Here is a 20,708-nt window from a genome sequence, read left to right as displayed (position 1 = left end):
ACAGTTAATTTGATAATTGGAAATAATATAGTCGAACATAACAATATTTGTTGGCGGAATATCGATTAAAATTAAAAAATACTCTATATTTAGTTGCTTATGAAATTTGCCCATATTCATCGGGCAGAGCTACCGATGTCCAGATGCCAGGTCAGGCAACTTTTCCAATTCGGTGCGCGAAAATAGAACTCCATTGCATCACAGTGAACGCAGTGAACAGGCGCTTGGCGTGGTCTGCTTTACCTTCAATGTGTTCTTGGAGAAAGTGTTCGAGAGCCGAGTGATTTAGGAAGCTTTGAGCGTTATGAGCATCTTCTTTCATTGCGTCTCTAAATACTTTTTGGCCTTCCTCCCTTAGCCAGCTAGCAGTTGGCCCTTCGAAACCCTGCTTGGGGTGACTTAAGAAGCTCTCAGGCAGCCAAGGTGATACAGCTTTTCGGAACATTATTTTTTTGCTGCGGGTGGATACTAAATCTTGAGTTGGCAAACGAAAAGCTAACTCTGCCAGGACGCGATCGGCTAGGGGGGTTCTTATCTCTAGTGAGTGCCACATCCCAATTCGATCAGATAACGCAAGAACATCTTCTGGCAGGTAGGTGTTAAAATCCACGTACATTGCTCTTTTCACTGGATCAAGACCGCCGCCGCGGATTTGATGATCGCGAATGTGCCGATAAGTAAGGTCCATGTCTAGTTTTTCCAAAACGCGAGGCGCCAGGAGTTTCCGGCGAACCTGTGGTGTAGAGGCGGTGATGTACCCCAGGTAAGCATCATCTGATGAAGCCCCCAAGCTTTCTGAGAAACGTTGAAGCAGGTCTCCTCGGCGGCTCCCAAGCCCTACAATTCTGCCTGCTAGTTGAATTAGAGGGCTTAGAATGAAGCGTTTCGAAATTCTTGGTAGCTTTGTAATAATCCCGTGTAATGCGACCCCTTGATACCTGTTGTAGCCGCCAAACACCTCATCTCCACCAGCTCCGGACATTACTACTTTTAGCCGTTTAGCGGCCAATTCTGAAATAGCCATACTTGGGACTATTGAGTCATCTGAAAATGGCTCATCGAATGCAAGAATTGCATCGTAAGTTGAAGAATATTTGGAAGAGTCGACCGAGTGGACATGCAGGTCAAAGCCGTGGGCCATTTTTAACTCTTCGGCATAAGTTGTTTCGTCAAAGAGATGACTTTTGCTTTCAAACTTTACGGACAAAGCCTGGATGGGAAGGGGGGTTTGGTGCTGCATCCTGGCTACAATAGTGCTGCTATCAACCCCGCCGGAGAGAAATGCGCCGACCTCTACGTCACTGGTGAGGTGAGCCTTTATCGTATCATCGATGCTTTCTCGGATGTCGGAAATAGATGGCGTATCACCGTCTAGTGAATCCAATAAATCCCAATATCTGTGTTCTTCAACTTGCCCTTTATGCCATTTTAAATAATGACCCGGCTTAAGTTTATTCACGTTTTTCCAGATCGATAGGGGGGCTGGAATATAGGTATAAGCAAAAAGCGCATCAAGTGCCTGGCCATTTACATCTAGCTTCTCAGGTAAAACCTCTAGTAAGGCCTTAATTTCCGAGCCAAATATTATTGAGGAGTCATCTGTGCTATAAAAAATAGGTTTAATGCCTAATTGATCACGAATTAGCAACAATTCTTCAGTAACGGTGTTCCATATTGCAATCGCAAACATTCCCCTAAGCCGGTTCAGGGCTTGAAGACCCTCTTTTTCAAATAAATTGACAATGACTTCAGCGTCACCGTGCGAGCGGAAGTTAAAGCCACAATTTGTAAGCTCATCTCTCAAGGCTTGATAATTGTAGATTTCTCCATTAAATACAGCAATGTACTGGCCGCTCTGGCTGTGGACAGGCTGTTGGCCATGCTCGATATCAATGATACTGAGCCTCCGCATCCCCAGACCTACGCTGTCATTGACGAAATGCCCGGAATCGTCAGGGCCTCTCCGTTTCAATGCATCAGTCATTTTCTTAAGGTCTGTCCCAGTATACTTGTTATAGTTCTGACAGTAGCCGGCGATTCCGCACACTTGTGTTCCTCCTTGAAATGCTTAAAAGTATAGACTCCCAACGGCGTAAGAAGTAGAGCCGAGAGTTGCGCATTATAGCCTGAATCTGTAGCGCTGTTGATTGCCCCGGCATGGTTTTCCGGGTGGCTTTGAAGAGGCTGCTGTTGTCCGTCGTCTGTCAAGGCCAGTCCGCAATGGGGTGTATAGAGTTCGGTTCGGGGTTCTTGGAGAGTGAAAGTACGTATGAGCCGCATGCATTGACTGGGCGAAAGGATGCCAGGGGATATTGTATCGCAAAAAGCCTTGTTATTGCAGGCTTTGGGCGTAGTTTTGGAAGCTTGAAGTCACGGATTCAGGTGATAGTTATATGTCGTTGTTAGATACACGTTTTTTAAGGTAAAAGTATGTTGTGTTATGTCTTGCCGTGATTCAGGTCTGATTTCTTTGCGCGTGTGTGTTTAGACTGGTTACACTGAAAACATCACTTGGAAGAGGCTAATGAGATGGTCATTGAAAAGCTCCGGGGAGTCAATGAAAAAAACCGCCGCACGGGCCGCTCTGCGGGGTTAAATGGATTTGGCCGAATTGCGGCCTGTTTTATTTTTACATTTTCCCCGCTGGCTTCGGCTGTTGACGTAACTAGGGTGGAGGTGGTTGCTGGCGAGCAGCTCGTTGTTGAAGGTAGTGGTTTTGGTGAAAGGCCCGGTCAAGCCCCTCCCGTGTTAATGGACTTTGCGGAGTACGCGTACGAAAACGGGGTATTGAATGATCATCATGCAAGCTTTTCGCATGGTCAGGAGATCCAGAGGCCGAACACTGACCCAGAAACCTTGTGGGTGAAACCCCAGGTAGGATCTACTTTGGAGGTCAGTGCTCCGGTATTAGATAGGCTGGCGAACGATCGTCTTGAATCAAGCGAGGCGCATTACTTCATGAAGGGAGCAAACTCCTTCTTGGGTTGGCCCAAGGCTTACGGAGGCTTTGACACCCCTGTGGATAACTCGCAGCTTTATGTGGCCTGGTTTATGAAGCCGAAATATGATGCGAGGTTTTATTGGTCAACGACGCCTTTGAACCAGCGTGGCCAATTCATCCCTAATGAGGCGGTAGTTATCAATGGTATAGAAGGAAGCTTTATTGGTCGAAGCGAGATCGGGATTTCGAAGGACATGTTGCAATTTGTGCTTCCCGGCCAACGTAATGCCAATAATCTTGTTGGTCAAAAATTGGTAGGATTAAAGTCAGGGGCGGAGCTTACTTTTCATACGGATTTTGCAGGCGATTCGGGTACAGGATATCTTGCCCCGGGGGCGAATAAATACATTCGGGTCTGGGAAGACCCTAACGGACGAGAAGGCATCCGATTGGCTTGGACCAACAGGCTGATCGGCGGCACTGTAGGTTTCAGCCAGGAGCAAGCCAAGTTCTTGGCTGATCTTATGCCGGGCCAATGGAACTTTATGGAGCTATTTATTGATTCGAGTATTGGCAAGGTTACGGCAAGAGTGAATGGGAAAAAGGAGTTTGAAGAATTTTTCGGCCCCGGTAAAGATTTTGAGGGTAAGTGGAGCCCCACCATAGCGCTTCTGGGTTTCAATGGTAAAATCCAGGTTTTCCAAGAGGTCGAGGTCGATGATATCTACATGGACCATCGCTTCAGTCGCGTTTTGATTGGCGACAAGCCAAAGTTCAGTGATTTAAAGTCTTATAAGCTGCAGGTTCCCGTTGAGTGGTCGAACAACCGAATCACGATAAACCCGGGTAGGAATGATGTTAATTTTACAGAGGCAGCTTACTTGTACGTCGTTAATGAGGATGGGCAAGTGAATGAGCTGGGCTTTCCCCTCTGCGAAAGTTGCGGCAGCGCTCCAAACCCACCGCCGCGTGTGCAGGTTGAGTAAGTTCATGCTGCAGCGTAGCGTTGCGTAGAAAATCCCAATCAGTAAGGATGTTTTGTTACATGGATGAGGAAGAGTGATTTGAAGGAGGACGATAAGTGGGTGTCGGTAATAATTCCGGCATTCAACCGTGTGAGGTACATAAAAGAAACTGTGGACTCTGTCCTGGCCCAAGACTACCCAAACGTAGAGCTGATCGTTGTGGACGACGGCTCCACGGATGGCACCTACGAAATTCTCTTGGAATACGCCGAACTAAATAAGCTGAAGTTGCTGACTCACCCAGGACGGAAAAATAGGGGGCAGTCTGCCGCTCTGAACCTGGGGCTCGAGGCCGCATCCGGAGAATTTGTCGCCATTCTTGATAGCGATGACCTGTTCCTGCCCGGAAAACTCACTGCCCAGGTTGAGTATTTAAACAGCCATCCGGAAGTTGGGCTGGTGTACGGAATGGGGGAGGGTGTTGATGCCGATGGCCGCTGGCTCTACGACATCCACTCTCCCCATCATGTCGAGCCGAATGATGCCAACGCCGTTCTGCTGGACTGCTATTTTCTTCTTCCGCAAAATGCGCTGGTGCGTCGATCTGTTTATGATCAGATTGGTGGTTTTGAAGAGAGTTTTCGAGCCGCACAGGATCACGACATGCTGATTCGCATTGCGGAAAAGACCCGTTTCGGTTTTATTCCGGTAAAGGTTTTCCAGTACCGTCGCCACGGTGATTCCATAAGCAGTAACGGTCAACGGCGGCGCTGGACAAATGGCTTTGAAATTCTTCGCCGCGCCCAGGCGCGTTTTCCCTATCAGCCATCCACCATTCGCAAGCGCAAAGCCTTGCTGAACTTTCGCATGGCCCAGGTTTGCCGACAGGAGAAACGGTATATAGGCGCGCTCGCTTATCTGTTAAAATCCGGGGCGCTTGATCCCTTGCGTGCGTTAAAAGTGATAACGGGCAGGGAGCGTTTAACGTAGAGCCGCAAAAAGGTTGAGGCAAGGGAATGCAGTCCAGGGAACCCGTGTTATTTGTCATAGGCCGGCTGCTGACCCCCTATGCGGGTACTGAAAGCCAGCTTTTAAAACCGCTTGAAGAAATATCCTCTCCTGATTACGAGCCCAAGTTGCGGGTATCATCATGAATCTTTCACCTTTAGTCCGATTTCTGGGGCAGTGGGGCGGTTACAGGCTGGCTAAAACTCTGACGGCCGACCAAGCAAGAATGTTGATGTACCACCGCTTTGCTGCGGCGGAGTCTGATCCCCATGTGGTTGGAGTCAGTGCCGAGCGTTTTGAGGAACAGGTTGCGTACATCGCGCGCCACTTTAATCCCATCACGGTTACAGAAATGATTAGGGGTTGTTTCGAGGAGGAACAACTGCCGCGCCACTCCATTGCTATTACTGTGGATGATGGTTATGAAGACTTCTATCATATCGCCTGGCCAATCTTGCGGCGTTATAAAGTTCCTGCAACGTTTTACGTTACCACCGGGTTTGTTGATGGCAACCTTTGGCTATGGCCGGACCAGTTAACCTGGATTCTGGATAATGCGCCGGGTTTAGCCAGCTCGCATACCCCTTTCAGGGACGGTGTTGAAACTGTGGTGCCGCCCTCGACTCCTGAGATGCAACGGCAACTTTTTTCGCACCTTGTTGGTTATTTGCTGCGTATTTCCGATGAGAAAAAGCATGCTTTTTTACGAAATCTTGCTGCGCATTGGGGGCTTCGTGTGCCTGATAAAGCGCCGGGCTGGGCGAGCCCGGTTACCTGGGCTCAGCTTTCTGAAATGCAAGCCGACGGGCTGGAGGTTGGCGGGCACACGGTTACTCATCCCAGCTTAAGCCAGGTCAACCTGGAGCAGGCAAGGAATGAAATTATGGGAGCCCGGGATGCTATAGTGGCTAACTTAGGGGATAGGCCCCGCTCTTTCTGCTATCCAAATGGCACGCCAGAGGACTTTGTGGCCGAACAGGTTCCGATTATTCGCCAGGCAAATTTTACGGGTGCAGTAGTTGCCTTTGCAGATGCGCAAGGTCAAAGCCAGCGTTACGCCATGCGTCGCCATTCGAGCTCCGAGAGTATGTTTCAGTTTTACAAAGCGGCATCGGGTGTTGAATATCTGGGTCACAGGCTCCGGAAGACCCAACGGAACACAAATTATGAATAACTCGCACCCGACGACCAGGCAGTTTAGGGCGCAGGGCTCTCAAGGTGAGCGGCAGGCCTTTGAAAGCGCAGGCAGCGTTGGCGGGTTTGCCTTTTTTTTGTACCTGTACTTCCTATTGGACTTTTTTCTTCGCTTTTCCGCACGCATTCCCGGCTACGGAGTGGTTCGTCCTACGCTACTTGTGGTGCTATTGCTGACTATTCTTCTGGTGCTTCAGCGTGAAAAGTTCAAAGGCTGGACAAAAGACCCGGTTGTGCAGGCCATGCTGGTTTTTCTGGGCTACCTGGTGCTGTCTTTGCCGTTGGTGGAGTGGCCGGGCAGTGTTATCCGCAATAATCTGGCGGATTTTGTGAAAGCTATTGCGTTCCTTTTTTTCACCGTTCTGATTGTAGACAGCGAAAAACGCCTCAAGATTTTCCTGGTGGTGTTTGTAGGTTGCCAGCTTGTTCGGGTATTCGAGCCGCTATTTCTGAACATTACTCAGGGCTATTGGGGTAGCAAGACTTATATTGGTAGTGGAGAATTCTCACAGAGGCTGTCGGGCGCGCCGGCAGATGTGATTAATCCCAATGAACTGGGCTTTGTAATCACTACAGTAATTCCGTTCCTGCATTATCTGGTCTGGTCCGGTCGCTTCACCGCGAAGTTATTCTACCTGGCTGCAATGCCAGCTTTGCTTTACGCCCTGATTCTTACGCAGTCCAGAGGGGCATTTCTCGCGCTGCTGGTTGTAGCATGGATGGTTTTCAAGGAATCTAGTCGGAAGATGATGCTGATTGCTGTTGCTATCGGTATCGCCATTGCTGGCTGGGGCGTGATGTCTGCGGATCAGAAAGATCGATACCTGTCGTTGGTTGGTTTGTCTGAGTCTAGCAATGCCTCCACAGCGGATGGACGAATCGATGGCATGATTCAAGAGTTCCGCCTCGGTTTTAGCAGGCCTGTGGTTGGCCATGGACTAGGTACAACGCCAGAAGCAAAGACGCATATCCTGGGCAAGAGGCAGGCTTCCCATAATTTCTACGCCGAAATTCTTATCGAAACCGGGATTCTGGGGTTTGTGTTCTTTTTGCGATTTTTGGTGAAGATTTACGGCAAGTTTCGTGATAACAGCCAGCTTTTGGGGGACGCACAGCCAGGTACGACCTTGCGGTTCTATCAGAACCTGAATAAAGCATTAATCGCCGTTTTTTGGATGTACGTGGTTTACAGCACCAATTACTGGGGTTTATCTCAGTATTACTGGTATCTTTTCGCCGGAATGATGATTGTGTTTTCGAAGCTTTTGACAGGAAAACTGACAGCCTTGGAGTCCGGCCCGGAGAAAAGTGAACAGTTGCCCTCGCAACGATTCGGGCGGGTCTGGCAAAAACACAGGGAAAGCGCTCAGGGACTCGTCCAAAGATGAATATTTTGATGACGGCAATGCAGCCGGGTGGCGGAATACGAACCTTCTTCCGTTATATATACAGCCAGCCGGCGTTTGAGGGCCTCACATTTACTCTGTTAGCGCCGGATGATGGCCTGAGTGATTACCTTTCCGAATTTTTACCCGACGGGCGAATCACGGTAGTTCCCGCAGAGTCAACGGCCATAAAATTCATGTGGCAGGCCCGGCGGATGTCACAGAACCCGAGTTTCAACCTGGTTCATTCCCATGGTTTTTCGGCGGGGGTGCTTACCGAACTGGCGATGGTTGGCATTAGCAAACCCCATTTGATGACCGCTCATGATGTGTTTAATCAATCCCAGTTCCAGGGTGTTAAAGGCTATATCAGACACCGGGTTATGGCGGCTGCTTTTCGCCGTATGGGCGCAATTCACACAGTAACCGAAGATGCGAAAGCCAATCTGATCGAATTTTTTCCCGGTGTTGCGCCATCTCAGGTAGTGGGCATTTTGCACGGCGTAGACACGGAATATTTTCGTGACGGAAAACCGGAACCCCTGAGAGAAACGATCGGCCTGTCGCCGGATACGCCCCTGATCGGTTTTTTTGGCCGTTTCATGGGGCAGAAGGGTTTTCGGCTGATTGTGCAGGCCATAAAGCGTATTCGCGATGAACGCCTTCTGCCAGTGATGCCCCATGTCGCCACTTTTGGCTGGGGTGGTTTCATTCGGGAAGATTACGCCTACCTTGAGGGCCTTGGTTTGAAGGAGTATTTCCACCAGTTACCACAGACCAACAATATGGCCGGTGCGCTGAAAGGCGTTGACCTGGTTGCGATGCCCTCCCGCTGGGAAGCCTGCGGCCTTCTGGCGATGGAGTCCCTGGCGGCAGGTGCGCCCATTGTTGGGAGTAATTGCGAGGGGCTTGGCGAGGTACTTGAGGGCTCACCGGCAAAACGGGTGCCCGTAGGAGATGTTCAGGCCTTAACCGATGCACTGGTGGAAGAAATAACACATCTTGATCGGCGTACAGAGGCGTTCCGGGGTTATCAGCCTGAAGCAGTCGAGCGTTTCGCCATTGAACGCCCCGCCCGGGCACTTGCCGACCTTTATACACAACTGAAAGCACGGGCAAACTGACGTGTTCCGAACATTAATCGTCAACACCGGCTCCAATGTTCTGGTGATGCTGGTTAAGCTCACCCTTACCCTAATCATGACGCCCATTTATATTGGCTTTCTGGGTAATTACGATTACGGCATCTGGGAGATGGTGGCATCTGTGCTCGGTTACATGGGCATGTTGAACCTGGGTATTAACCCTGCCATCAGCCGCTTTGCTGCAAAACATAATGCAGAAACTGATACTGAAAGCCTGCGGAAGGTTTTCTCGTCAGCATTTGTTTTTCTTTTTGCCGGTGGCGTGGTGGTTGCGCTGTTGTTGGGTGGCTTTGGCTTGCTGTTCGCCGATACCATGGCGCAGGAAGGCGAGAAGGCAGTCGTTTATACACTGTTCATGCTCATTCTGGCCGGGCAAATGCTGGTGGTGTTTCCCGGGCATGTTGCGGAAAGCTTTCTTGAGGGCTTTCAGAAGTACCACATCAAAAACAACATCACGATCGTCAACAGCATCGCTGGGTCGGTCATTTTCTACATCTACGCGACGCCAGAAAACGCTTTGCTTCTACTGGCGGGAGTCAATGCCGCCGGCATGATTCTGAAATATCTGATCTATTTTCTGATGGTAGCGCGGCCCGCGTTCGGAGCTCTGGTTTTCCACCTGCGTGACTTCAGCCGGACAAAGTTAAAAGAATTGCTGCAATTCAGCCTGAAGTCTTTCGTTCAGGGTGTTGCAACCAACGTGGAAAATGCCACAGACAACATCGTTATCGGTTCGTTTCTGGGCCCGGCTGCGGTTCCTTTTTACAGTATTCCGCTGAGCCTTACACGTTATATTCGTGCACTGGGGTGGACGCTTTCCCATGCTTTCATGCCGTTTTTCAGCGACCTCGCAGCCAGGGATAAAAGGGATGAATCGCGGAAGGTTTATCTGGTAGCCAGTAAGGTAGTGGCTGGCCTGGTGGCGGCTATGGGTGTCGGCATTCTGGGTATTGGCACGCCGTTCCTGGCGATGTGGATAGGGCCGGAATATACCGAGCAATCCGATGAAATCATCCTGCTGCTGGTGTCCTTTACGGTATTACCTCTGATGAATCCTTTCAGCAGCCGTTACCTTACGGCGGTCAACAAGCATGGGATACTGGCGAAGCTCACGCCTGTTTCTGCTGCGGCCAACCTGGTGCTCAGTATTATTCTTGTTCAGTACTGGGGAATCATTGGGGTTGCCGTGGGGTCGCTGATACCAACGCTTATCCTTGTGCCTGTTGTGTTACGGGCAAGTTGTCGTGAACTGGGTTTGCCGGTGCGCCAGTATCTCTCCCAAAGCCTTGCACCACTGGTTTTGCCTTTGTTGGGGCTGGGCGCGGTACTTGCGAGTATCCGCTGGTACTCTGGCATCGATAACTACGGCGTTCTGATACTTACGGTGATACTCGGTGCCTTGGTGTACCTTTTAGGGTTCTGGTTTCTGTCCCTGACAGGCAGTGAGCGTGAATTTCTGGGAAGCCGTGTGCGGCAGAAGTTAAGGCGGAACTGAACGGCACCCTATCAATTCTCTGGAAACGGAACTCGGGAGTAAGAATCAGTGTGTGGATTTGCCGGCATTCTCGCCACAGGCGATGCAGCAGCCAAGCCCTGTGAGGCCCAGCTACGCGCGATGGGCAGGGCGTTAACTCACCGTGGCCCGGATGCTGAGGGTACCTGGCAGGAGTCAACTCTGGGCCTGGTTCATCGACGCCTTTCGATACAGGACCTTTCCCCCGCAGGTGCGCAGCCCATGGTTTCGGTCAATGGCCGGTTCGTAATTGCCTTCAACGGTGAAATCTACAATTTCGAAACCATTCAAAACGAACTGATAGCCCTGGGGCATATCTTCCGGGGCCACTCCGACACGGAAGTAATGCTAGCAGCGTTCGAGCAGTGGGGCCTTCAGCCAGCCCTTGAGAAATTTGCGGGCATGTTTGCGTTCGCGCTGGTAGACCGCGAAGAAGGCGTTCTTTATCTGGCGCGGGACCGGATGGGGGAAAAGCCCCTCTACTATGGCTGGCAGCAGGGCACGCTGTTGTTCGGGTCTGAGCTCAAGGCGCTGCGGCAGCACCCGGACTGGGCCGGGGAAATCGACAGATCGGTTCTGCCGTTGCTGCTTCGCCACAACCTTATTCCCGCCCCGCATTCCATCTATCAGGGTATCTGCAAACTGCTGCCAGCTTCCTACGTGTCTTTCAGGCTGGAGAATCTTCAGCCGGGCGTTATGCCAGAGCCACAGCGATACTGGCAGCTTGAAAAACAGTTTACTGAGCGCCCCGGCCAGACGCTGGAAGGCTCGGCCAATGAGCTTGAGAAGCTTCTGACGGAAGTGATTTCAGAGCAGATGATTTCCGATGTTCCCCTGGGGGCTTTCCTGTCTGGGGGCATTGATTCTTCCACCGTTGTGGCCCTGATGCAGAAACAGGCCAGCACACCGGTGAAATCCTTCAGTATCGGATTCAAAGAAGCGGGCTTTAATGAAGCCGAGCATGCCGCTGCCGTGGCCAGACACCTTGGAACCGAGCATACCGAACTGTATGTGAACGAGCAGGATGCGCTGGATGTGATCCCCAAGCTGCCGCAGATGTATTGCGAGCCTTTTGCTGACTCTTCCCAGATTCCCACCTATCTGGTGAGTAAAATGACAAAGCAGAAGGTGACCGTAGCCCTTTCCGGCGATGGCGGCGACGAGCTTTTTTGCGGATATACCCGTTATCCGGCCGTGGTGTCTGCCTGGCACAGCCGGAAAGCGCCGAAGGCCCGGCTAAAAAGCCTGCTTTCCCGCCTGCCGGAAACGCCCATGGCTGCGCTGATCAGGGCGGCTGTGCCGTCCCAGCGGGGGCGGTCCATGGGGGCCATAAAGCAGCGCCTGGCGTTTACCCGTGCGGTATCCGGTGCAGATTCATTATCGGAATATTATCGCCAGCGGGTGTCTTACTGGCCGTTTCCGGAGCAGTTACTGGGTTCAGCCGAAGAGGCGCCCTACGGGCTGACAGCTCCGTTGCCGGACAGTATTGCACCGGAAACCCTGAAAACGCTGATGTGGCGTGACCTGAACTGGTACCTGCCGGATGATATTCTGGTAAAAGTAGACCGGGCCGCCATGGCCTGCAGCCTGGAAACCCGGGTGCCATTGCTGGATCACCGGGTTGTTTCTTTCGCGCTGGGGTTGCCGACATCCCTGAACGTTCAGGATGGCGTTGGCAAACAGGTGTTGCGGTCGGTGTTGTATCGCCATGTGCCTAGGGAACTGATCGACCGGCCCAAGCAGGGGTTTGCGGTACCCATCGCCCAGTGGCTGCGGGGCGCCTTGCGGGAATGGGCAGAGGGGCTGCTGAATTATCAGACCCTTTCCAATCAGAGGTACTGGAATGCGGACGTTGTGCGTTGGTTTTGGAAGCAGCATCTTTCCGGGCGTGAGGATTACAGCTTTGAGTTGTGGGGAATTCTTATGTTCCAGGCCTGGCTGGCTGAGCAGGATCGAAGATGAGCAATTCAGAAGCAGAATTCAATGTCGGTAATTGCGAAGTATTGAGTTCAATGCTGAATGACTGGAAGTGGTTTTGATGAAAGATATGCCCCTGGTTTCGATTGTGACACCCACCTATAACAGGGCTGACTTTCTGCCTGCGGCAATCTCAAGTGTCTTGGCACAGACTTACGAAGATTTTGAGCTGATTGTGGTGGATGATGGCTCGGAGGACGACACCCGGGCAGTCCTCGAGCCTTTTCTTAGAGATAAACGTGTAAGATATTTCTATCAGGAAAATCAGGGGCAGAGCGTTGCCCGTAATTATGCCCTCGCACATAGTAGCGGAAAGTTTATCGCGTTTCTTGATTCAGATGACCTGTGGTGCCCGGACAAGCTTGAAAAACAGCTCAGGGCGTTCGATGCTAACCCTGACACAGATATCGTTCACGGTGATGAGGTGCTGATCAATGAGCAGGGTGAGGTGATCAGCCGCAAAAACATGAGGCGCCATTCCGGGTGTATTACGCGGCAACTACTGGCCGATAATAGCGTGAGTATTACTACGGCACTTGTTAAACGCCGATGCTTTGATGAGATGGGTGGCTTCGATACCTCGGTGGGTGTTGCTGATGATTATGATCTATGGCTGAGGTTTTCCGCGAAATACCGGTTTTATTATGAGCCTGGTATTGTCGCCTCGTACCGTGTTATGACGAATCAGATTTCTTCAGACAAGCGTCGGCGATTTGAAGCTAATGAATTTATCATCAAGCGGTTTCTGAAAAACTACGGATCTGCGTTACCGCGGGCTGATCAGCGCTGGGGCCTGGCAAGGTTTTATTGTCGAAAGGCGAGATATTTTGCAGTGGCAGGGCAGCGTGTCGCAGCCGTCAAAGCAATTGTTTTGGCATTCAGGAATGCCCCATCGGACCCGGTTGTCTGGAGGGCACTATATCGCACCGTGGTGCCTCGCAGGTGATAGTAATGCAGTTTTTCATAATGGAATTATTTTCTGGCAGGTAAATAATGCAAAAGATTTCAGGGTCAGATGCTGAGTATTCAGAACTTCAAAGAATATTGATGCGATCCGGACGAACCGATAAACCTCCAGCCTGGGTATTTGGCAGTTCCATAAATACTCTCAGCTTTGTGAGAAGCCTTGGGCGCAGGGGTATTCCCTGTGTTGTTCTGGATAAGGCGCCGATGATTGGTGCCGTATCCAGGTTCACTGATTTTGCGCCCATTTCGCTGTCTGGCCTGAGTTCGGAAAGAGGTATTGCCTGCCTTAAAGATGCGGCCAGAGCCAGCACTTCAAAACCGGTTATTTTCGCGACCTCTGATGAGCACAATGAATTTCTGGCACGTCACGGGCATGAATTGGAGGAATATTGTCGTTTTCTGGTGCCAAGGCCCGAAACGATCGACGCCGTTCTGAACAAACGAGAGCAGTACACAATCGCAGAACGAATAGGTGTGCCTCTCCCTTTATCGCTGTATCCGAAAAGTGTAGAAGACATTGCCTCATTTAAAGACAGGTTAAGATTTCCCTGCATTATAAAACCCTGCATGGCTCATGTTGGTCGCGAGTTACTGGGTGGAAAAAAAGTCAAAGTCGTTGAGACATATGATGATTTAATTGAAAAGTGGGGGGCGCTAGGAAGCCATTCTTCTGAATTTATGGTTCAGGAAATCATTCCTGGCGGTGATAGTGATCTGTTTGGGTATTTGGCCTTTTGGTCACACGATTCTGAGGAGATAGCTTGGGTTACCAAGCAGAAGTTGCGTCAGAACCCCCCCGTATATGGGGATGGCGCACTTCAGAAGACTGTAATGTGCGAGGAAGCAAGGGAGCTTAGCCAGCGCCTGTTAAAAGAACTTGGTTATCGGGGTTTTGTTGGCGTCGAATTTAAAAAAGACCCAAGAGACGGGCGCCTTAAATTGATGGAAATAAATCCGAGAACTGTGTCTGGAAATCAGTTGGCTATTTCCTCAAATATCGACTTTCCTTACATTTCCTATAATTACCTTACGGACTCTGATTATCGGTATAGCGGTAATTTCAAGCCTGATGTTAGCTTTATAAATGAGGACTGGAATTTTCGTGCCTACATGATATTGCGTAAAAAGGGAGAAATGCATCTGAGCAGATATTTGTCTGAATTATTCAAGTCTGATTCCAGGGCTATCTGGGCGCTGGACGATCTGAGGCCCGCCTGGTGTACTTTCAGGGCTTTATTTCGAGACATGATCAGGAAGCTGAGAAAATTTTAGGTGCGCTCGTCGCGTATACGGATGCACCTCTGATTTTTACGTTGGGTGGTATTGTTAATGTCTGATCATGAAATACCAAAGGACCTGGTGGTCAAACGGCTGACTGAGAATGAATTTTCTCAGCTCCAGGCAGAGTGGCGGAGATTAATGGTCAGCTCCGGTGCCGACCCGTTATTCATGAGTTGGGCCTGGTTATATAGCTGGTGGGAGGTATGGGCTGAACCCTACGGCCTGGAGCTTGTGTTGCTTGGTGTCTATGAGAAGGACACGGAGCAACTAGTAGGGCTTGCCCCTATGTTCCGACATGAAACCCGTTTATTGGGGGCAATGAAAATCCGACGGCTGCATTTTATTGGGAATGCCTGGCGTATCGGAGCTTCTGTACGAACGGAATATGTCGGGTTGATTGCACGCAGTGGTTACGAGAATAAAGTGGCGCATTCGGTTGCTGGGTGCCTTGGGGAAATTGTGTGGGATGAGCTCGTGATTTCGGATAGTCGCGACGAAACAGCCGGACATTTCGGCGAAGCTCTGGTTCAGAATGGGGATGTTCTGAGCTTGATTCGCAGTGATGCTAAGGGTATCCGCATCGATACAAACGGCAGTTTCGAGCAGTGGGTGCGACAGCTTGGCAGGAATACCCGCCTGAAGGCGATAAATAGACAGGTCTTTTTTGAAGACGAGCTTAAAGGGGAGTGCAAGCCCTACGAGCCTGATGCTGACGGTTACTCAGGTTTTTTCGAGTGCCTGAACCGCTTTCATTACCAACGTTGGGGCCGGCCATGTTTTGATGAGCGGGCCGTCGATTTTCATCTCAGGTTACTAGCGCGGCTTGGTGACGAGCAATCTCCCGATCTGTCGCAGTTGATTTGCAAGAATCAGATTGTGTCGGTGTTATACGATATACGGGCTGGCGGCCGCATCTATAACCTTCAGTCGGGTTTCGATGAATCTTTTCACAAGAAACTTTCCCTGGGTACTCTGCATCTGGGGTACGCTATCAGCCGGGCATTCGGTGATAGTGATGTGCAATGTTATGACCTTTTGGCGGGTTATGGCAAAAACACCTTTTACAAGGCAAAATTCAAGGGCGATCAAGTGGCATTTACGACGCTCGAGTTTGTCCGTTCGCCCCTGTTGAAGCTGGCTTATCGGTGCCAGACTACTTTGCCGCAGGGAATTAAGCGCAAAATTAACCGGGTGGTCAGGTTGTAGTGGACTAACTCAATAACAAAAGGAAGTTGAAACATGGCAGCCGGATGGGCCCCCGCTCGTATCTCTTTCAGGAAATTACTGTCATTATTGATTGTCTTTTCTACACTGTTATTCCTCGTATTCCCCACGCTGTTGGGTATTTTCTCCCGCTGGCTTAAGTTCGACGAATCCTACTCCCACGGTTTTCTCTTGCTTGCGGTTTCTGCCTTTCTGGTAGTGCGTGCGGCCCGGATGACTAAACCAGTTCCTGGCTTTTACCCCCTGTGGTTAATTCCCTTTGCTTTGGCCTTGCTGGCTTTTGGCTTGGGCGGGCTGCTGCGGGTTGAGGCGCTGCAGCATTTGATGGTGGTGCCGCTGCTGCTCGGCGCATTGGCGGTGCTTTTGGGGTGGCGGCAGGTGCGCTTTTTCATACTCCCTGTGGGCCTGCTGTTTTTCGCCATGCCCATGTGGGATTACCTCTCCTGGACGCTTCAGGTTATTACCGTTGAAATCAATCGCCTTTTACTGAGCCTGTTTGATATCGAATTCCGGGTTGAAGGTGTATTTGTGTACTTGATTGGCGTAGGGGCTTTTGAGGTGGCCAATGGCTGTTCCGGTTTGCGGTATTTGCTTGTTGGCCAGTCGTTGTCTGTGATTTACGGCGAGCTGAACTTCCGGTCTGTTCGAGCCCGGGTGATTTTGTTTTTCGCCGGTGTTGCGTTGGCGCTGTTTGCGAATTGGGTACGAGTGTTTGTGATTATTTACATGGGCTACGAAACCAATATGCAAACCAGTCTGATTGAGGACCATGACGGTTTTGGCTGGTGGGTGTTTGCCGCGACGCTGGTTCCTCTTTTCTTTATTGCCCGGCGGTTGGAGGGCATTGGCGCCGAACAGGTGCCGGCCAGGCCGGCTGAATCCGGCGGGCAAGGAACCCCGGCGCCATTCAGCCCTGCGGGTATTCTGGTTACGGCTGCTTTACCGCTGTTGGTCTGGGCGGCATTGCCGGGTTCGAGCAAATCCATCAAAACCGAGCCTCAGCCGCAGGCTATCAATCTGGTGGGGGAACAGTACGGCCCATTGTTCGCCAATAATCTTGAGGGCTGGAAACCGGAGATAAAAAATGCGGACAGAACCTATGTCCGGACTTTTTTTGATCGGGATCTTGCGGCTGAAGGGTCGGCCCAGAGCTTAGCGTTATTTGCAGGCGTTTACAGCTACGACTATCAACGGGAGTCTGCCGAAGTCATTCAATATGCCAACAGGGTTTACGATAGAGAGTTGTGGCATACCGAGGCCTTTTTTTCGGTCACAGGCCCTGATGGTGAGCCGTTCAAGGGGGTAACGCTCAGGCATCGGTATAATGGGCAGATCATCCACATTGCCTACAGTTACTTTGTGGAGGGGTATTGGGAGACCGATGAACTGCGGGCTAAATTGGCTCAGGTGTGGGGATTTTCCAACTCAAGAACCGATGCGTCTCTGATAGCATTCGGTGTGTCCTGCGAAGGGTGTGAGCCCGAGGTGGCGTTGCGCAAGCTGATTGCTTCTTCCCTTGATGAAATTATGGCTGGCCTTGAGGGAGGTGAGTCGGGGAGGAAGTAAAAAAAATCGACACATCCGGCCAGGATGTGTCGATTTTTCAGTGCCGATTCAGGTTCAAGCTGAACGCTTCTTCAGCCGCAGACCAAGGCCAAGCAAGCCAAGACCCATCAGTGCGAATGTACCGGGTTCGGGGACTTGGGTTACTTCGAAGCGCTGGACCAGACGGTTGTCGTCGGAATTGGTCGGATCGTAGTCCTGGATTTGAACAAGCGGAGTGCTGAAGTCACTGCCAATAAAGATGTTCTTGCCAGCAACATCCTTTGTTCCTGCCACCAGGCCCGTCACCAATGTGGTTCCGAGAGAAAAATCAATAACTTGGGTTGAGCTCGGGTTGGTCAATGAGAAATCGAAACCATCGTATGCAGGGCCTGCATAGCCCTCGAAGGTTACAACATCCAACGGACCGCCGACGTCCACGTAGGAGCCAACGTTATCAATGTGGCCACCTTCGAACTGAATTCCCTGAACGGAACCATCTGTGAGGTTTTGAAGGTTGATCGTTCCAAACCAGTCATACCACCCTGAATCTCCGAAGGCGTTACCGGTCCAACGTACGGACCAGTCATTACCTTCATTGCTGCTCCAGATGTAGTATCCGGCATCGTTTGAACTTGCTGCGCCGGGGTTGGTGCCGAAATCTGCGCCTGTAGGCCCGTTATACGTGGGGGTGGCAAGTGCAGCTGTCGACAGTGTCGCCATCATGGCGAGAGCCGTAGCGCTTGGTATCATTTTGTTGGTCATGCTTACTCCTCAAATCCTTTGAAATACGGGACTGCGAAACATGCTCGCAATGCGGGCATGTAATTTTATGCATACGGCGTGCCATTGTTTATCTTCTTGAAATACATGAAAAAAAATTGCGCTTATTCTCGCGGTGTAAGATTATTCGACACATGCCCCGGGCGTTGCGCTAGCTTTTTCGTCAATTCTCTTTCATCACTTCTCTGGCTTTTTCGTCGTTACCCATGGCGCGGTAAACTTCAGCAAGGTGCTCGGCGATTTCTTTTGAGTCGGGGGCAAGTTCATGGGCCTTTTGAAGGACTGCCAGGCTTTCCGAGGTCTCGCCATTGTTGAATAGAATCCAGCCATAGGTGTCCGCGATAGCTGCGTTATCGGGTGCTAAGTTATATGCTCGGAGAGCAAGATCGGTTGCTTCGTCCCTGCCTTGTTCCTGATAGATCCAGGCCAGATTGTTGAGTGCAACTGCGTTTTCGGGCTGACGTTCCACTATCTCTTCGTAAAGTGGAGTGGCCTGGTCTTGTTGGCCGCTGCCTTGGTAGGTAATGGCAAGGCTTAGCATGATGCCCACGTTCTGAGGTGCCTTTTCGAGTGCAAGCTGATAAAGCTCGGCAGCCTCTTTCGGCTCTTGCTGGCTTTCAAAATAGCGAGCCTCTACCAGAAATGGGGAAGGGGAATCCGGATGCGACTGTTTTACGTCGCTGAGAATGTCTCGGGCTTTTGTTGCATTGCCTTGCCGAAACTGGAGAGTTGCTGCTTGTAGTCCTATGGTTTCATTTTCGGGAAACAGCACACGTCCACGTTCGAATATGTCTGCAGCGTCGTTATGTCGATCTCTTTGAGCCATTTGGGTGGCAATGCCGCTATAGACCTGTGCAACCAGCTCTTCAGCGGGTGCCGGTGTGTCCGGTTCTTCGCGTTCGAGAAGACCGGCTGTGAGTTCGTCTGCGAGAGTTTGTTCATTATCGATTAAGGCAGATTCAAGCAATATCAAACGCGGGCCGATGGCTTCAGGATTGTTTTCCCGGATGTCCCGCATCAGCGGATTCATGTCTTCTCTGGGCATTACCGAAGCAAGCCCCTGCAGTGCCTGGCGGTTGTCGGGGGCAAGCCTCGCCGCTTTTATGAAATAGTTCCTGGCCTGCTCTTCGTTACCCAGGGACTGTTCTACTCTGCCCATTGCCAGCAGTGGAGCGGCGCTTTGCGAGTCGGCATCGATGGCCTGCTGAAAAAACTGTTTGGCCTGCTCGGTGTTCTGCGCCTGAAGAGCTATATTTCCGCGCGTCACCAATGCCTGAGTGCTATTGGGGGCGTTTTCGAGCCAGCGATTTGCTGTCTGGATCGCACTTTCCTGGTCCTCTGCTGCAAGGTGGCTGCGGATCAGCATCTGCCAGGCGGTGTTTGAGGAAGGCTCGCGTTCAACAGCGTCCTCGGAGAGACGAATCGCTCTGGCGGGATCGCCCTGGAGCGCATGATAGTTGGCGTAGCGAAGGCGAAGGTTGTTGTTGTCGGGGTTGAGTTCCAGCGACTTTTCAATCAGTTGTTCGCCGGTTTTGATTTCACCTGTAGCCAGTGAGGCAATGCCCACCAGGGCCAGCGTTGCTGGGTCGGAATCCTGATTATCGATGGTTTCGAGGATTTGCCGGGCACCCTCGGCATCGCGCAGTTGAAGGCGCGTGGCTGCCAGCAGTTTGGTGATTTGTTCCGAATCGTTCAGGTCGGCAAGCGGTTCCAGGATTTTTTCGGCTTCTTCTGGCCGGCCCTGCCGGAACCGGGTGATACCCAGCATGAGAGCTGCCTGTTCATTGCCGGGAGACTGGGTTAGTACCTCTTCCAGATACCTGGCGGCTGTGCTCAGGTCTCCATCAGCGAAGGCTTCTTGAGCGGCGATCAGGTTGCTCCTGATGGTGCCGGGTGCTGATTTTGCGAGTATCTCTTCGTAAACAAAGGCTTCGGAAGCCTTGCCTTGCTGTCGCAGTACGTCCACCAGCGCCGACATGGTTTCGAACTTGCGAAAGGTCATTACATCATACTGACCTATGGTTTCCAGTGCCTTGATGTAGGCCTGCTCGGCCTCTGCCCACTCGCCCTTGGAGTGAGCTAGCTGGGCTTTCCAGAGCCACAGGTGTTCGTTCTCCGGGTCTGCCTCTTCAGCCTGGCGGATATATTCCATGGCCGATTCGGTATTACCCTCGCTCTGGGCGGTTTTTGACAGGCCAACAAGGGGTAGGGCGGCTGTGGAGTCGATCTGGTGGGCGTTTTCATAGGCGGCCCGGGCTTTGTCATAATCGCCGAGCGTTCTGTGAATGTCGCCTTCGATTATGTTTGCATCGAGTTCCTGGGCGCGATCCGGATTGTTCAGCGTTTCCAGGGCTGCCAATGCCTCGTCAAATTCCCTTTGGCGAAGGTTGGCTTCCGCCCGGATCAGGGCAATGCGGTTCTGATTTTGCTCGTCAATGGACAGGCCTTCTATGGTGGTCAGTTCGTCCAGCTGGCGCTCTGCTGTTCTTGCGTCGCCTGCTGTGAGCAGGTTACTGATAATGATCAGGTAGGGTTCAGTCCGCGTGGGCTGTAAGTCGACGGCACTTCTCGCTTCCAGTGTGCTCGCTTTAAGTTCGCCCTGCTGCCGGAAAAACCGGGCCTGGTCAACATGGCTCAGGTACTGAATGTCTTCCTGGCTCATTTCTTCGCTTCCACCACAGCCGGCGAGCAGAATGGATAAAGCGACGGTTAATACGGTGGCTTTGATGCTCAACACTGATTTCATGGCGCTTTTTCCTTTTCCTTTCGATTCTTTTTATGAAT

14 protein-coding genes are annotated in these 20,708 nt (G+C 51.3%); 11 read left to right on the top strand and 3 right to left on the bottom strand.

The annotated features are described in order from the left end of the window. Positions 1 to 151: 151 nt before the first annotated feature. Positions 152 to 2,047, bottom strand: coding sequence for an asparagine synthase (glutamine-hydrolyzing) (gene asnB, locus AC13E3_RS19380; RefSeq protein ID WP_482902383.1), 1,896 nt, complete (start codon positions 2,045 to 2,047; stop codon positions 152 to 154). 482 nt (positions 2,048 to 2,529) lie between these two features. Between asnB (AC13E3_RS19380) and AC13E3_RS19375 the strand changes: the two genes are divergently transcribed. The 11 genes from AC13E3_RS19375 (at position 2,530) to xrt (ending at position 17,165) form a co-directional block, all read left to right on the top strand. Beyond that, complete coding sequence (locus tag AC13E3_RS19375; protein ID WP_482902382.1) at positions 2,530 to 3,927, top strand: hypothetical protein; 1,398 nt, start codon at positions 2,530 to 2,532, stop codon at positions 3,925 to 3,927. 78 nt (positions 3,928 to 4,005) lie between these two features. Then, complete coding sequence (locus AC13E3_RS19370) at positions 4,006 to 4,896, top strand: glycosyltransferase family 2 protein (protein ID WP_482902381.1); 891 nt, start codon at positions 4,006 to 4,008, stop codon at positions 4,894 to 4,896. A gap of 160 nt (positions 4,897 to 5,056) precedes the next feature. Beyond that, the gene (locus AC13E3_RS19365; protein WP_482902380.1) at positions 5,057 to 6,088 is read left to right on the top strand and encodes a polysaccharide deacetylase family protein; all 1,032 of its coding nucleotides are present in this window, start codon (positions 5,057 to 5,059) and stop codon (positions 6,086 to 6,088) included. Next, positions 6,081 to 7,496, top strand: a complete 1,416-nt coding sequence (locus AC13E3_RS19360) for an O-antigen ligase family protein (RefSeq protein WP_482902379.1) — start codon at positions 6,081 to 6,083, stop codon at positions 7,494 to 7,496. The genes AC13E3_RS19365 and AC13E3_RS19360 overlap by 8 nt, the downstream gene beginning before the upstream one ends. After that, positions 7,493 to 8,617, top strand: coding sequence for a glycosyltransferase family 4 protein (locus AC13E3_RS19355; RefSeq protein WP_482902378.1), 1,125 nt, complete (start codon positions 7,493 to 7,495; stop codon positions 8,615 to 8,617). Before AC13E3_RS19360 ends, AC13E3_RS19355 begins: the two co-directional genes overlap by 4 nt. A gap of 1 nt (position 8,618) precedes the next feature. Beyond that, complete coding sequence (locus tag AC13E3_RS19350) at positions 8,619 to 10,133, top strand: oligosaccharide flippase family protein (protein ID WP_482902377.1); 1,515 nt, start codon at positions 8,619 to 8,621, stop codon at positions 10,131 to 10,133. A 48-nt stretch (positions 10,134 to 10,181) separates the two neighbouring features. Next, positions 10,182 to 12,113: an asparagine synthase (glutamine-hydrolyzing) gene (asnB, locus tag AC13E3_RS19345; RefSeq protein ID WP_482902376.1), complete on the top strand. Its 1,932-nt coding sequence runs from the start codon at positions 10,182 to 10,184 to the stop codon at positions 12,111 to 12,113. 76 nt (positions 12,114 to 12,189) lie between these two features. Next, complete coding sequence (locus tag AC13E3_RS19340) at positions 12,190 to 13,074, top strand: glycosyltransferase (protein ID WP_482902375.1); 885 nt, start codon at positions 12,190 to 12,192, stop codon at positions 13,072 to 13,074. Positions 13,075 to 13,121: 47 nt separating this feature from the next. Then, on the top strand, positions 13,122 to 14,366 hold the full coding sequence (locus AC13E3_RS19335) for a carboxylate--amine ligase (protein ID WP_482902374.1): 1,245 nt from the start codon (positions 13,122 to 13,124) through the stop codon (positions 14,364 to 14,366). A gap of 57 nt (positions 14,367 to 14,423) precedes the next feature. After that, the gene (locus AC13E3_RS19330) at positions 14,424 to 15,581 is read left to right on the top strand and encodes a GNAT family N-acetyltransferase (protein ID WP_482902373.1); all 1,158 of its coding nucleotides are present in this window, start codon (positions 14,424 to 14,426) and stop codon (positions 15,579 to 15,581) included. 33 nt (positions 15,582 to 15,614) lie between these two features. After that, positions 15,615 to 17,165: an exosortase gene (xrt, locus tag AC13E3_RS19325; RefSeq protein ID WP_482902372.1), complete on the top strand. Its 1,551-nt coding sequence runs from the start codon at positions 15,615 to 15,617 to the stop codon at positions 17,163 to 17,165. Positions 17,166 to 17,219: 54 nt separating this feature from the next. On the opposite strand, the gene AC13E3_RS19320 is transcribed toward xrt, so the two are convergent. Both AC13E3_RS19320 and AC13E3_RS19315 read right to left on the bottom strand, forming a co-directional pair. Further along, the gene (locus tag AC13E3_RS19320; RefSeq protein ID WP_482902371.1) at positions 17,220 to 17,906 is read right to left on the bottom strand and encodes a PEP-CTERM sorting domain-containing protein; all 687 of its coding nucleotides are present in this window, start codon (positions 17,904 to 17,906) and stop codon (positions 17,220 to 17,222) included. A 181-nt stretch (positions 17,907 to 18,087) separates the two neighbouring features. Next, positions 18,088 to 20,670, bottom strand: a complete 2,583-nt coding sequence (locus AC13E3_RS19315) for a tetratricopeptide repeat protein (RefSeq protein WP_482902370.1) — start codon at positions 20,668 to 20,670, stop codon at positions 18,088 to 18,090. Positions 20,671 to 20,708 lie beyond the last annotated feature (38 nt).

The sequence above is a fragment of the Marinobacter sp. L-80 genome, from assembly GCF_056859395.1.
The sequence above is the reverse complement of the archived record's forward strand: the minus strand, read 5'-3'. Positions and strand labels throughout refer to the sequence as shown.